The sequence below is a fragment of the Paraburkholderia sp. genome, assembly GCF_036488795.1.
Lineage (GTDB): Bacteria > Pseudomonadota > Gammaproteobacteria > Burkholderiales > Burkholderiaceae > Paraburkholderia.
Genome location: NZ_DASXHA010000002.1, coordinates 39,342 through 52,770 on the forward strand (window position 1 = coordinate 39,342; position 13,429 = coordinate 52,770).

The 13,429-nt window shown below is 64.6% G+C and carries 12 protein-coding genes; 10 read left to right on the top strand and 2 right to left on the bottom strand.

Annotation, left to right across the window (positions count from 1 at the left end; all coding sequences use genetic code 11):
* Positions 1–145: 145 nt before the first annotated feature.
* From VGH41_RS00250 to hutG, 8 genes are all read left to right on the top strand, one after another.
* The gene (locus VGH41_RS00250) at positions 146–1,033 is read left to right on the top strand and encodes a LysR family transcriptional regulator (RefSeq protein ID WP_331595294.1); all 888 of its coding nucleotides are present in this window, start codon (positions 146–148) and stop codon (positions 1,031–1,033) included.
* Between the two features lie 226 nt (positions 1,034–1,259).
* Positions 1,260–2,783, top strand: a complete 1,524-nt coding sequence (gene hutH, locus VGH41_RS00255; RefSeq protein WP_331595295.1) for a histidine ammonia-lyase — start codon at positions 1,260–1,262, stop codon at positions 2,781–2,783.
* A gap of 15 nt (positions 2,784–2,798) precedes the next feature.
* On the top strand, positions 2,799–3,494 hold the full coding sequence (gene hutC, locus VGH41_RS00260) for a histidine utilization repressor (RefSeq protein WP_331595296.1): 696 nt from the start codon (positions 2,799–2,801) through the stop codon (positions 3,492–3,494).
* A gap of 62 nt (positions 3,495–3,556) precedes the next feature.
* Positions 3,557–5,245, top strand: coding sequence for a urocanate hydratase (gene hutU / locus VGH41_RS00265; RefSeq protein WP_331595297.1), 1,689 nt, complete (start codon positions 3,557–3,559; stop codon positions 5,243–5,245).
* A gap of 17 nt (positions 5,246–5,262) precedes the next feature.
* Complete coding sequence (locus tag VGH41_RS00270) at positions 5,263–5,928, top strand: HutD family protein (protein ID WP_331595298.1); 666 nt, start codon at positions 5,263–5,265, stop codon at positions 5,926–5,928.
* 98 nt (positions 5,929–6,026) lie between these two features.
* Complete coding sequence (hutI, locus tag VGH41_RS00275) at positions 6,027–7,262, top strand: imidazolonepropionase (RefSeq protein ID WP_331595299.1); 1,236 nt, start codon at positions 6,027–6,029, stop codon at positions 7,260–7,262.
* A 69-nt stretch (positions 7,263–7,331) separates the two neighbouring features.
* Complete coding sequence (locus tag VGH41_RS00280) at positions 7,332–8,735, top strand: formimidoylglutamate deiminase (RefSeq protein WP_331595300.1); 1,404 nt, start codon at positions 7,332–7,334, stop codon at positions 8,733–8,735.
* A gap of 29 nt (positions 8,736–8,764) precedes the next feature.
* Entirely contained in the window at positions 8,765–9,580 is an 816-nt protein-coding gene (gene hutG / locus VGH41_RS00285) for an N-formylglutamate deformylase (RefSeq protein WP_331595301.1), read from the top strand.
* Between the two features lie 185 nt (positions 9,581–9,765).
* On the opposite strand, the gene VGH41_RS00290 is transcribed toward hutG, so the two are convergent.
* Positions 9,766–9,912, bottom strand: a complete 147-nt coding sequence (locus VGH41_RS00290; protein WP_331595302.1) for a hypothetical protein — start codon at positions 9,910–9,912, stop codon at positions 9,766–9,768.
* A gap of 414 nt (positions 9,913–10,326) precedes the next feature.
* Between VGH41_RS00290 and VGH41_RS00295 the strand changes: the two genes are divergently transcribed.
* Positions 10,327–10,992 carry a hypothetical protein gene (locus VGH41_RS00295; RefSeq protein ID WP_331595303.1) on the top strand — a complete coding sequence of 222 codons (666 nt, stop codon included), beginning with the start codon at positions 10,327–10,329 and terminating at the stop codon, positions 10,990–10,992.
* A gap of 42 nt (positions 10,993–11,034) precedes the next feature.
* On the opposite strand, the gene VGH41_RS00300 is transcribed toward VGH41_RS00295, so the two are convergent.
* Complete coding sequence (locus VGH41_RS00300; RefSeq protein ID WP_331595304.1) at positions 11,035–11,889, bottom strand: LysR substrate-binding domain-containing protein; 855 nt, start codon at positions 11,887–11,889, stop codon at positions 11,035–11,037.
* Between the two features lie 120 nt (positions 11,890–12,009).
* On the opposite strand from VGH41_RS00300, the gene VGH41_RS00305 reads away from it, so the two are divergent.
* Complete coding sequence (locus VGH41_RS00305) at positions 12,010–13,221, top strand: aminotransferase class I/II-fold pyridoxal phosphate-dependent enzyme (protein WP_331595305.1); 1,212 nt, start codon at positions 12,010–12,012, stop codon at positions 13,219–13,221.
* The last annotated feature ends 208 nt before the right edge of the window (positions 13,222–13,429 follow it).

Below are 13,429 nucleotides of genomic sequence, written 5' to 3' on the forward strand. Positions count from 1 at the left end.
GTTCTCCTTCCTGATGACTGGAAACACTGCAATCAATCGAATCAACCGGATCAATCGGATCGCAGTGGAATGCAGCCAGTATCCGCCGTCCTGATTCTGGCAAAAAGCGTGTTAGTCTCAAATCAATCTTGATTTGAAATCAACAATGAAGACTTCAACCGACGAGTTACTGGTCTTTGTCACCGTGATCGACAGCGGCTCGATCACGGCCGCCGCGGAGAAGCTGCAGCAGACGGTATCGGGCGTAAGCCGCGCGCTGACGCGGCTGGAGAAGAAGCTGGATACCGCGCTGATTCGTCGGACCACGCGGCGTTTGCAGCTCACGGAAGAGGGCGTGCTGTTCCTCGCCCGGGCGCGGGCGATTCTCGATGCGATGGAGGAAGCCGAGCAGTCGGTTGCCCGGCGGCGCGAGCGGCCATCCGGCAGGCTGCGGGTGGACGCGGCGTCGCCCTTCATGCTCCATTGCATCGCGCCGCATATGCAGGCTTTCGCCGCGCTTTTTCCAGAGATCCGGCTCGAACTGACCAGTAACGAACGCATCGTCGACCTGCTGGAGCAGAAGGTGGATATCGCGATTCGCATCGGCGCGTTGCAGGATTCGACGCTGCATGCGCGCGCGCTCGGCAGCAGCAAGCTGCGCATCGTCGCGAGCCCGGGCTATCTGGCCGAAGCGGGCGAGCCCCGCTCGGTGGAGGCGTTGCGCGCGCATCGTTTGATCGGCTTTACCGCGCCGGAGCATCTGAACCGCTGGCCGCTACGCGACGGCGAGCGCGACGCGCTGAAGATCGAGCCGGCGATCACCGCATCGAGCGGCGAAACGATCCGTCATCTGGCGCTGGCGGATGGCGGCGTTGCATGCCTTGCCGATTTCATGACCGTCGCCGATGTAAACGAGAAACGCCTCGTGCCGATTCTGGACGACATCCTTATCGACGAACGGCAGCCGGTCAGCGCGGTGTTTTATCAGAGCGCATCGCTGGCGGGGCGGGTGCAGGCGTTTCTGGATTTCATCGGCACGCGGCTGGAGCTTTAGGCACGCCCTGCATCTCCTTTTGGCTATTTCGAGTGTGCCGGTTGCCGGCGTGTCGTGTCCGGCGCTCCGAAACACTCGCGGCGAACCTCTGAATTCCGCCCGGAACCATGCCGGCAGGTGATCCGCGCCTAATGGAAACCCCTAACGCTGAAGCATTAAAAATAAGTTGTATATACAAGCTGGCGCCGCTAGACTTATCTCAACTTGTATAGACAGGATGCTCTCCATGATGATTCTCAAGCCCGGCCACCTGAGCCTCCCGCAACTGCGCCAGATCGCCCGTGAGCAGGTCACGCTGCAACTCGATCCCGCCAGCTTCGCAGCCATCGATGCGTGCGCCAAGGCGGTGGCCGACATCGCCGCGAAGGGGGAGCCTGCATACGGCATCAATACCGGTTTTGGGCGCCTTGCCAGCACGCACATTCCGCACGATCAGCTCGAACTCCTGCAGCGCAATCTGGTGCTCTCGCATGCGGTGGGCGTGGGCGAGCCGATGTCGCGTCCGGTCGTGCGTCTGTTGATCGCGCTCAAGCTGTCGAGTCTCGGCCGCGGTCATTCGGGCATTCGCCGCGAAGTGATGGATGCGCTCATCACGCTGTTCAACGCCGACGTGCTGCCGGTGATTCCGGTCAAGGGTTCGGTGGGCGCGTCGGGCGACCTCGCGCCGCTCGCGCATATGTCGGCCACGCTGCTCGGCGTCGGTGAAGTGTTCGCGAAGGGCGAGCGCATGGCCGCGACCGAAGGCCTGCGCCTCGTCGGACTGAAGCCGCTCACGCTGCAGGCGAAAGAAGGCCTCGCGCTGCTGAACGGTACCCAGGCATCGACCGCGCTCGCGCTCTACAACATGTTCGCCATCGAAGACCTGTACCGCACCGCGCTGGTCGCGGGTGCCTTGTCGGTGGATGCCGCGGCGGGTTCGGTGGCACCGTTCGATGCACGCATCCACGAATTGCGCGGGCATCAGGGGCAGATCGACGCGGCGACGTCGTATCGCGCGCTGCTGCAAGGCTCGGGCATCAACCTGTCGCACCGCGATTGCGGCAAGGTGCAGGACCCGTACAGCCTGCGCTGCCAGCCGCAGGTGATGGGCGCGTGTCTTGACCAGATGCGTCACGCCGCGGACGTGCTGCTGATCGAAGCCAACGCCGTCTCCGACAACCCGCTGATTTTCCCGGACACCGGCGAAGTTTTGTCAGGTGGTAACTTCCACGCCGAACCGGTCGCGTTCGCGGCGGACAACCTGGCGCTGGCCGCCGCTGAAATCGGCGCGCTGGCGGAGCGTCGCATTGCACTGCTGATCGATTCCACGCTGTCGGGTCTGCCGCCGTTCCTCGTTCGCGATGGCGGCGTGAACTCCGGCTTCATGATTGCGCACGTCACGGCTGCGGCGCTCGCATCGGAAAACAAGACGCTGGCACATCCGGCTTCGGTGGATTCGCTGCCCACGTCCGCCAACCAGGAAGACCATGTGTCGATGGCGACGTTTGCTGCGCGCAAGCTGGGCGATATCGCCGAGAACACCGCCAACATCCTGTCGATCGAACTGCTTGCCGCCGCTCAAGGTGTCGACCTGCGCGCGCCGCACGAAACCAGCCCGAGCCTGCAGAAGGTCATGAAGACCGTGCGCAAGGAAGTCGCGCACTACGAGCTGGATCATTACTTCGCACCGGACATCGCGGCAATCACGCAGCTCGTGCAGAACGGCACGATCGCCGCGCACAGCCCGTTCGCGTTCCGGTCGGAACAGTAATCCGGCAGCGTGGGCATGAACGCACCGGCTTATCAGGGCATCAAGGACTTCATCCTGTCGCGCATTCACGCGGGCGAATGGGCGGAGGGCGACCAGGTGCCATCGGAAAACGAACTGGCACGCGAATTCAACGTGGCGCGCATGACGGTCAACCGCGCGCTGCGCGAACTGACCTCCGAGCAGGTGCTCACGCGCGTGCAGGGTTCCGGTACGTTCGTGGCGCGCCCGAAGTATGAATCGACCCTGGTAGCCATCCGCAGCATTTCGGACGAGGTGGTGGCGCGCGGTCACCGGTATCAGGCGAAGGTATTGCAAATCGGCGCCACGATCGCCGACGAGCTGCTGGCCGAAGAGATGCAAATGGACGCCGGCAGTCGCGTGTTTCATTCGCGCGTGCTGCATTTCGAAAACGACGAGCCGGTGCAGCTCGAAGAACGCTGGGTCAATCCGGCGGTCGCGCCCGAGTACGCGTTGCAGGACTTCACCAACACCACGCCGAACCAGTATCTGGTGCGCGTCGCGCCGCTGCAGCGCGTCGAATACCGCATTGAAGCCGCCATCGCGGATGCCGACACCCGGCAACTGCTGACCATGGATGAGCTTGAACCTTGCCTCGTGCTGCATCGACGCACGTGGTCGCAGAGCCTGGTCGCATCCGTGGCCAATCTCTGGCATCCGGGCAGCCGCTATCGCTTCACCGGACACTTCTGATTTCGTTTTTGACTGCGACTTTGACCTGATTTTTGAGCACTTTCCAGCTTCCGAGGGCCACCATGAACAACCCGAAACACATCGATCCGCGACTCGACCCCACCCGCACGATTCACGCCCCGCGTGGCGCGGAAAAGACCTGCAAGAGCTGGCTCACGGAAGCCGCTTACCGGATGATCCAGAATAATCTGGACCCCGAAGTGGCCGAGCATCCGCATGCGCTCGTGGTGTATGGCGGCATTGGCCGCGCCGCGCGCAACTGGGATTGCTTCGATCAGATTCTCGCCTCGCTGAAGGACCTGAACGACGACGAAACGCTGCTGATCCAGTCGGGCAAGCCGGTCGGCGTGTTCCGCACGCATGCGGACGCACCGCGCGTGCTGCTGGCCAACTCGAACCTCGTGCCGCACTGGGCGACCTGGGAACACTTCCACGAACTCGACCGCAAGGGCCTGATGATGTACGGCCAGATGACGGCGGGCAGCTGGATCTATATCGGCAGCCAGGGCATCGTGCAGGGCACCTACGAAACCTTCTTCTCGGTGGCGAACCAGCATTTCAACGGTGACCCGAAGGGCCGCTGGATTCTGACGGGCGGCTTGGGCGGCATGGGCGGCGCGCAGCCGCTCGCGGCGACCATGGCCGGCTTCTCGATGATCGCGGTGGAATGCGACGAGACGCGTATCGACTTCCGTCTGAAGACCCGTTACGTGGATCGCAAGGCGAAGACGCTCGACGAAGCGCTGGCGATCGTCGAGGCAGCAAAACAGAGCGGCAAGCCGGTTTCGGTCGGTCTGCTCGGCAATGCGGCTGACGTGTTCGCCGAATGCGTGGCACGCGGCATCACGCCGGATTGCGTGACCGACCAGACCAGCGCACACGATCCGATTCACGGCTATCTGCCGCAGGGCTGGAGCGTCGAAGACTGGCGCGAGCGCATGAAGACAGCGCCGGACAGCATCGTGACGCCTGCCAAACAGTCGATGGCGAGGCAGGTGCAAGCCATGCTGACGCTGCAGGAACGCGGCGCGGCGACGCTCGACTACGGCAACAACATCCGCCAGATGGCGCTGGAAATGGGCGTCGAAAACGCCTTCGATTTCCCGGGCTTCGTACCCGCATATATCCGTCCGCTGTTCTGCGAAGGCAAGGGCCCGTTCCGCTGGGTCGCGCTGTCGGGCGATCCGGAAGACATCTACAGGACGGATGCGAAGGTCAAGGAACTGATTCCGGACGATCCGCACCTGCACAACTGGCTCGATATGGCGCGTGAACGCATCGCGTTCCAGGGCCTGCCGGCACGGATTTGCTGGGTCGGCGTGAAGGATCGTTATCGTCTGGGTCAGGCCTTCAACGAAATGGTCAGGAACGGTGAGCTGAAGGCACCGATCGTGATCGGACGCGATCACCTGGACACGGGGTCGGTGGCCAGCCCGAACCGCGAAACCGAATCGATGAAGGACGGCTCGGATGCCGTCAGCGACTGGCCGTTGCTCAACGCGCTGCTGAATACCGCAGGCGGGGCGACGTGGGTGTCGCTGCATCACGGCGGCGGCGTGGGCATGGGCTTCAGCCAGCACTCGGGCGTGGTGATCGTCGCGGATGGCACGGATGCCGCCAAAGAGCGTCTCGGCCGTGTGCTGTTCAACGATCCGGCAACGGGTGTCATGCGTCACGCGGATGCCGGTTATGAACTCGCGCAGGAAACCGCGCGTGAGGTGGGGTTGAACCTGCCGATGCTGGGACGCTGAGCATGGCGGCGGGCGTCATGGGCAACCGCGTCATCGGGGCTGCCGGCGCAAACCCGTCGGCGTGCGGCGCGAGCAGCGCGATCACGCTGCTGCGCGGCGCCGATCTGGTGGCGTCGGCGTGGAAGAACGGTGGCGGGACGACGCGTGAGGTCGCAGCCTTTCCGCAGGGCGCGGGACTCGACGCGTTCCTGTGGCGCGTGAGTATCGCCGACGTGGCGCAGCCCGGCCCGTTCTCGCGCTTTGCGGGTATCGACCGGACGCTGGTGCTGTTGTCCGGCGCGGGCATGCTGCTCGACGAAGCGCGCGAAACGGACGGCACGCCCGCTGCGCTGACCCACGCCTTGACGCAACCGCTGGATCTCGCCCGTTTTGCGGGTGAGGCAGCAATCGATGCGCGTCTGGTCGACGGTGCAACCCGCGACTTCAACCTGATGGTGCGGCGTGACGCGGCGACGGGCGAGGTCGAAGTGTGGCGGGGCGGCGCGGCCGCTTCGCAACGCAGCCTGTCCGCTGATGTGGTGTTGCTGTTTTGCGCGGCGGGTTCGTTCGAGGTGGCGGTGGGCGAGACCCCACCCGTCGCCCTGACGGGCGACGACACCTTGCGGATCGACGCGCCTGCGGCATTACGGTGCACCGTAGCCGGCGACGGCGCGCTGCTCGCGGTCAGCATCCGCTACACGTGAGGGCGATCGCGCATCGGCCTTCGCAACCACATACCAGCAGCCACGCACCAGCAACCGGCAACCAGCAACCAGCGGCAACCCGCTGCAATGAGCCCGCGATGAAGCAAACCGTCTGGCATCACCTGAATCTTTGCCCTCAGGGCGATCCCCAACACACCGTGAGCGATGCCGCGATCGCGGTGCGCGACGGCCGGATTGTCTGGCTCGGCGCGGCCGCCGAGGTGCCCGCCGAATACGCCGATCACACTGCGTGGCCGCGCGAAGATCTGGGCGGCGCGTGGGTCACAGCGGGCCTCGTCGATTGTCATACGCATCTGGTGTACGGCGGCCAGCGCGCCGACGAGTTCGCGCAGCGGCTCGCGGGTGTGAGCTATGAAGAAATCGCGCGGCAGGGCGGCGGCATCGTGTCCACGGTGCGCGCGACCCGCGCCGCCGACGCCGACACGCTGTATCGCCAGTCGGCGGCGCGGCTCGAAGCGCTGCTCGCCGAAGGCGTCACCGCCGTCGAAATCAAATCCGGCTACGGTCTGGACCTCGACAGCGAACGCAAGATGTTGCGCGTCGCGCGGCGTCTCGGCGAACGCTATCCGGTGTCGGTCTATACGACCTTTCTCGGCGCGCACGCGTTGCCGCCGGAATTCGCCGGCCGCGCCGACGATTACATCACCGAGGTCTGCGAGCGCATGCTGCCCACGCTGGCCGATGAAGGTCTCGTCGACGCGGTGGATGTGTTCTGCGAGCGCATCGGCTTTTCGCTCGCGCAAAGCGAGCGCGTGTTCGAAGCGGCCGGGCGTCGCAACCTGCCGGTGAAAATGCATGCCGAGCAGTTATCGAACGGCGGTGGCACGGCACTGGCGGCGCGCCATCGCGCGCTGTCGGCCGATCACCTCGAATTCCTCGACGAAGCGGGCGTGGCCGCGATGAAAGAATCGGGCACCGTGGCCGTGCTGCTACCGGGCGCGTACTACTTCATTCGCGAGACGCAGTTGCCGCCGCTCGAACTGCTGCGCCGCTACCAGGTGCCGATCGCCATCTCCACTGACAGCAATCCCGGCACCTCGCCCACCACCTCGTTGCTGCTGATGATGAACATGGCGACCACGCTATTCCGCATGACCGTGCCCGAAGTGCTGCAAGGCGTGACGCACCATGCGGCGCGCGCGCTCGGCCACGCGGATCGGCACGGCACGCTCGCGATTGGACGCGCGGCGGATTTTGCCGTGTGGTCCGTGGATACGCTGGCCGAACTGGCTTACTGGATGGGTCGTCCGCTGTGCGCGCGCGTGGTGCGCGCCGGCCAGACGGTTTATACGCGGCGCGCATACGCGGGCTAACGTGGAAAGTGGTACGAAGTCGCCGGCCGCGCCCGGCCATCACACGCGAAACCCCTTTAAGGTTTGAGAATGACGCAAGTGACCAAGCAAGCTTCACAATCGCTGTTCGCCGAACATGCTTACCTGCCCGATGGCTGGCGCCGTCAGGTGTTGCTGCAATGGGACGCGCAGGGCGTGCTGACCTCGGTGACGCCGGATACGGCCGCGCCGGCCGACGTCGCGAAGGCTGCCGGCCCGGTCGTGCCCGGCATGCCGAATCTGCATTCGCATGCCTTCCAGCGCGCCATGGCGGGCCTCACCGAATATCGCGCCAACGCCACGGACAACTTCTGGAGCTGGCGCGACCTGATGTACCGCTTCGCCGCCAGGATCACGCCGGAAGGGCTGGCGGCGATTGCACAGTGGCTCTACATCGAAATGCTGAAGGCCGGATACACGTCGGTGTGTGAATTCCACTACGTGCATCACATGCCGGACGGCAGCCGCTATGGCAATGCGGCTGAACTGGCGCAGCGCGTGGTCGATGCGGCGCAGGCAAGCGGGATCGGCATGACCATGCTGCCGGTGCTGTACCAGTTCGGCGGGTTCGGCGCGCGTGCGCCGCGTGAGGATCAGCGGCGCTTCATCAATACGCCGGACAGCCTGCTCGAGATGCTCAACACACTGCGTGGTGCGCGGCCTGAAAGCAGCGCATTGCGCTACGGCGTGGCGCCGCATTCATTGCGCGCGGTTTCGCAGCAATCGCTGCGTACCTTGCTCGAAGGCCTCGATGCGGATCTGCCGGGCGCGCCGGTGCACATCCATATCGCCGAACAGACCGCCGAAGTCGATGCATGCCTCGAAACCGAAGGGGCACGTCCGGTGCAATGGCTGCTCGACCGCTTCCACGTGGATGGCCGCTGGTGCCTCGTGCACGCCACCCATGTGAATGCTGAAGAAACGCTCGCGCTTGCGAGGAGCGGGGCGATTGCGGGCCTATGCCTGACCACCGAGGCAAACCTCGGCGACGGCATTTTTCCGGCGCAGGAGTATCTCGACGCGCAGGGGCGGTTTGGTATCGGCTCGGACAGTCATATCGGAGTCGACTGGCGCGCGGAATTACGTTTGCTCGAATACGGCCAGCGCCTCGTGCGCCGGCAGCGCAACGTGTTGGCCAGTACCGATGCCACCCACGTCGCCGATCGTCTGTTCGACGCCGCGCTCGACGGTGGCGCGCGCGCCACGGGCCGCGCGGTCAACGGCTTGCGGCCCGGTCAACGGGCGGACTGGCTGGTGCTCGATGCCGATCATTCGAGCATTGCGGAGCATGCATCCGACGCGTGGCTGTCAGGCGTTGTATTCTGCGAGCATGGCGAGACGCCGATCCGCGACGTCTACACGGGCGGCACGAAGGTCGTCTCCGAGCGCAAACATCGCGACGAAGAGCGTGCCTACGCGCAATACCGCGTGGCGCTTGCCGGGTTGCTGAAGTGACGCCCCGATTCCCCTGATTCCGGACTGACATGACTGCTTCGAACCACCTACCGGTTTTCTCGCTGCGCGAAGGCAGCCTGCCGCTGCTGATTTCGATCCCGCATCTGGGTACGCGTATCCCCGACGACATCGCCGCGACGATGACCCCCGTAGCCCAGCGCACCGACGATTGCGACTGGCACCTCGATCGTCTGTATGGGTTCGCCCAGCGTCTTGGCGCGTCGATTCTGACCCCCACCTACGCGCGCTATGTGATCGACCTGAATCGTCCGCCCGATGGCGCAAACCTCTACCCTGGACAGGACACCACCGGACTGCTGCCGGTCGACACGTTCGACAAGGAGCCGCTCTATCAGGACGGCCACTTGCCGGGCGAGGCCGAAGTCGCGCGCCGCCGCGACGCTTACTGGAAGCCGTACCACCAGGCGCTGACCGAACATCTGGCGGCATTGAAAGCGAAGCACGGCAAGGTGCTGCTGTGGGAAGCGCATTCGATCCGCTCGCATGTGCCGCGCTTTTTCGAAGGACGCCTGCCCGATTTCAACTTCGGCACCTCGAACGGTGCAAGTGCGGTGGCGGGTCTTGCCGAGGCGCTGGCGGGCGTGGTCGAGCAGCACGGCGGTCCATATACCGCAATCGCCAACGGACGCTTCAAGGGCGGCTATATCACGCGTCAATACGGGCAGCCGGCGCAGGGCATCCACGCGGTGCAACTCGAATTGACGCAGATTACGTATATGGAAGAGCAGATGCCGTATGCGTACCACGAAGCCGCGGCGGCCAAAGTCGAACCGTTGCTGGAGAAACTGGTCAAGACGGCGATGGAGAGAGTGGCAGCGGCGTAGCACCGAATCGAAAGGGCATGACAGCGCCCTGACGGCACAACTGGATTGACGACCGGCGGCCCGCCTTCGTTGCCTGCAACGGAGCGGGCCGCTTTGCTTTCTTTGCTTTGCCAGCCAGATTTACGGCTGGACGGCGATGGTCGAGGGTGAGGCGGCCAGGCGCCGGTCAGCCGCGCGGCCTGGCGTCAATGGCAACGTTTTTCCCAGTGTCCATGCACGTGCACCTTATGGCATACGGGATGGCGGTGATCGTCGTGATCGTCAGCCTGTGCAGGTGCGATTGCGCCGAGCGTCATGAGCATGGCGGCGAGTGCGAGCAGGACTTTCTTCATTGTGATTCCCTCGGTTGCGGTTGATAACGGAGGCTATTAAGCAGGTTGCGTGCCGCAAAGGTATGAGGATTACCTCGCAAGCCGGAATCGCCCTCCGCGAACACGCGTGAGCCGCAGCAGGACTGGCGGGCAGCTGCATGCAGAGGTGAAAACGCGCTGTGTTACGGCGGATTACGCGGGACGGAAAAGCGTATATCGACTAGGAACGCATGCCCGGATGGTCTGTCAACAGGTAGGAAGTCCCTGCGGTACTTCCCTGTTGGTCGCGGCTTCCACGAGGCTCCCTACGTGCAGAACATACCGATTGCGCGTCGCATGGCCGAGCGACTACCCTTCACGAAGATGACGTGCGCGCGCGTTGAGCGCAGCGGGCGTTTCAGACTACTCGGGCGAGAAAAGATGGAAGACCCAGCGATGGAAGATTCCGACGAATCCCTGCTCCCGGTCTGGCGGGCAAATCTGGTGGTGCTGACCCAGGAGGTGGGCGCGGCGACGCGGCTCGCGCGGATGATGACGTTTTCCGCGAGCTATCTGAAGTTGATGCTGTCCGGCCAGCGTGAATTCAGCGAGGAATTCGTGCGCGGCGTCGAAGCGGTCGCCGGCTTGCCGGCAGGCTGGATGAATACGGCGCATCAGGTGAGCGAGATTCCGGCCAACGCGCGCGAGGCCATCGACAATGAAATGCCGCTGGCGCGTTTTCGCGGCACGGCGCACCCGGCGCGCAAGAAAACCGTGCTGCGGCCGCCCGAGCCGATTTTCGGGCAGCCGGGTTCCGCGCGTCGCGCGGAAGAGGAGAGCTTCGACGCCGAAACGCATCGGCGCCAGGCGCATTTTCGCAAGGTGCGCGATCTGGCCGTACAGGACGTGCGCCGCTTCGAGCGTCATCTGAGTCAACCGCCGGTTGAGCTGGCGGTGTTGCGCGCCAAGGTGGAGGACGTCATCGCGGCGGCGGATCTGGAAGATACCGTCCATGCGGATCTCGCCGGGCGCCTCGAGCAGATCGAGAAGCACCGGCATCTGCTGATGCGGCACGTGGAAAAGCTGCAGGCGTTGCTGGTGAAGCTGGGCGAGACCGAGTGAAAGCGAGGTGAGCCGGGCGATGCACGACAAGGTCATGCTGCGTCACAGGCGCAGTTCGGACAGAATCTGTTCCGCGAGAAAATCGCAAGGCGGGCGATTCGAACGCGCGCTGCGCGCGAGCACGATTTCCAGTTCGGGCAAACCCGGCAGACCCTGCGGTTTGCCGAGTTGTACGAAGTGACCCGGCACCGCGCAGCGGGCCAGCGGCGCAATGGCGAGGCCCGCTTCGACCATGCTGAACAGGCCCATCAGACTGGGACTTTCATACGACGTGCGATAGGCGATCTTCGCGCGCTCCAGCGCATGAATCGCATTGGCGCGTGCGACGCTGCCCGCGCCGAAGAGCGCCACCGGCAGGGGCCGTTCTTTCCAGATCTCGCGGCCGCTCGCCGCTGCTCCGGCCCAGACCATCGGCTCGAAACGGATGAAAGCGCCGCTCAAGCCCTTCATGCGCGTGACGCAGGCCAGATCGATCTTGTTGTCCTTGACGAGCGGCGCGAGTGCGCGACTCGGCAGGCCGATCACCTGAATTTCGACCTTCGGATACGACGCCGAAAACTTGCGCAGCACCGAGGGCAGGAGCGACGCCGCGTAGTCATCCGGCACGCCGATCGCGACACGCCCCTTCACCTCGGGATGGACCATCGAGGCCCACGCCTCGTCGCGCAGTGCCAGCATGCGGCGCGCATAGGTGAGCAACACCTGGCCGTCGGCGGTGGGCGTGACGCTGCGCGGCCCGCGCACGAACAGCGGCTTGCCTAGCGCGTTCTCCAGCGTGCGGATCTGCATGCTGAGCGCGGACTGCGAACGATGCACGAGCGCCGCGCCGCGCACGAAGCTGCCGGCATCGGCGATGGCGACTACCATCGACAGCACATCGAGATCCAGGGCTTTCATAGATATCAGAAAAGCTGATTGAAACGTTCAATATAACGCGTTTGTCTGAACCAGAGGTGCTGGGCATACTGCGGACGTGGCTGCATCGTGCAAGCCTTTTTCAAACCTTCGATCCTTACCATGCCAATGACTTACGACGACTTCAAACAACTGGGCATTCGTCTCGACATGTCGCGCGGCAAACCTTCGGCCGAGCAACTCGACCTGTCGCGCGCGCTGCTCGACGAGGCGGGGACGATGGGTTACCTGTCGCGCGACGGCATCGACTGCCGCAACTACGGCCATCTGCTCGGCCTGCCCGAAGCGCGCGAGTTCGGCGCCGAACTGCTCGGCGCGCCGGCGGCGCAAGTGGTTGCCGCGGGCAATTCGAGCCTCGAACTGATGCACGACGTGCTGGCCTTCGCGATGCTGTTCGGCGTGCCGGGCGGCGAAGCGTGGCGCAAGCGCGGCGAGATCGCGCTGCTGTGTCCGGTGCCGGGCTACGACCGCCACTTCGCGATCTGCGAGGCGCTCGGTATCCGCATGATCAACGTGCCGATGCATGACGACGGCCCCGACATGGACTTCGTCGAAGCGCAGGTTGCCGCTGACCCTTCCATCAAGGGCATGTGGTGCATGCCGCTCTATAGCAACCCGAGCGGCGCGATCTACTCGGACGCGGTGGTTCGCCGGCTGGCGGCGATGCCCGCTGCCGCAGCGGATTTCCGGCTGCTTTGGGACGATGCATACCGCTTCCATCACCTGACACCGCAGCTGCACACCACGCTCAATGTGCTCGACGCATGCGAGGCGGCCGGACATGAGGACCGCGCGCTGGTGTTCGCGTCGTTGTCGAAGGTGACGTTCGGCGGCGGCGCGCTGGCGTTCCTCGCGTCTTCGCAGCGCAACGTGGCGTGGTGGCAGCAGCGCGTAGCCGTACGCACGATCGGGCCGGACAAGCTGAACCAGTTGCGGCATGTGCGCTATCTGCGCGACCGCGCGGGTCTCGAGCGGCTGATGGAGCGGCATCGCGCGTTGCTGAGCCCGAAATTCGCGGCGATTACCGCAGCGTTCGATGCACAGCTCGGCGATCTGCCGGACGTCACATGGAACCAGCCGGCCGGCGGCTATTTCATCAGCCTGTACACGCCACCGGGCGTGGCGAAGCGCACGGTGGCGCTCGCGGCTGAAGCCGGCCTCGTGCTGACGCCTGCAGGCGCGGCTTATCCCTATGGACGCGATGCGGACGACCGGCATCTGCGGATTGCTCCAACCTTTCCGTCACTGGATGAGGTTCGGCTGGCGGCGCAGGGCATCGCGCTGTCGTTGCGGCGGGCGCTGCAAGTGGCTTGATGCGACGCGCATTGTCGCCGTCGCCGCGTTGTCTTCTCGGCGCCGCAGCGCCGCCCGGCGTTCACATCGACGCGGTAATGCACGACATCCATGTCCCAACTGCCGATCAGCCAGCCGTAAAGATCGTCGGCTGCGTCGATCGTGGCGGATCGCGCAGGGGCGCTCAACACCTCGCGTAAGCCTGCATTCATCATCTCACCTCCCGCGC

What these genes read in the sequence shown, in the direction of transcription:
- VGH41_RS00280 (WP_331595300.1), top strand. Translation starts at nt 7,332, where the DNA reads ATGACGCAAGTGACCAAGCAAGCTTCACAATCGCTGTTCGCCGAACAT.
- hutI (WP_331595299.1), top strand. Translation starts at nt 6,027, where the DNA reads ATGAAGCAAACCGTCTGGCATCACCTGAATCTTTGCCCTCAGGGCGAT.
- hutH (WP_331595295.1), top strand. Translation starts at nt 1,260, where the DNA reads ATGATGATTCTCAAGCCCGGCCACCTGAGCCTCCCGCAACTGCGCCAG.
- hutC (WP_331595296.1), top strand. Translation starts at nt 2,799, where the DNA reads ATGAACGCACCGGCTTATCAGGGCATCAAGGACTTCATCCTGTCGCGC.
- VGH41_RS00290 (WP_331595302.1), bottom strand. Translation starts at nt 9,912, where the DNA reads ATGAAGAAAGTCCTGCTCGCACTCGCCGCCATGCTCATGACGCTCGGC.
- hutU (WP_331595297.1), top strand. Translation starts at nt 3,557, where the DNA reads ATGAACAACCCGAAACACATCGATCCGCGACTCGACCCCACCCGCACG.
- VGH41_RS00295 (WP_331595303.1), top strand. Translation starts at nt 10,327, where the DNA reads ATGGAAGATTCCGACGAATCCCTGCTCCCGGTCTGGCGGGCAAATCTG.
- VGH41_RS00305 (WP_331595305.1), top strand. Translation starts at nt 12,010, where the DNA reads ATGCCAATGACTTACGACGACTTCAAACAACTGGGCATTCGTCTCGAC.
- VGH41_RS00300 (WP_331595304.1), bottom strand. Translation starts at nt 11,889, where the DNA reads ATGAAAGCCCTGGATCTCGATGTGCTGTCGATGGTAGTCGCCATCGCC.
- hutG (WP_331595301.1), top strand. Translation starts at nt 8,765, where the DNA reads ATGACTGCTTCGAACCACCTACCGGTTTTCTCGCTGCGCGAAGGCAGC.
- VGH41_RS00250 (WP_331595294.1), top strand. Translation starts at nt 146, where the DNA reads ATGAAGACTTCAACCGACGAGTTACTGGTCTTTGTCACCGTGATCGAC.
- VGH41_RS00270 (WP_331595298.1), top strand. Translation starts at nt 5,263, where the DNA reads ATGGGCAACCGCGTCATCGGGGCTGCCGGCGCAAACCCGTCGGCGTGC.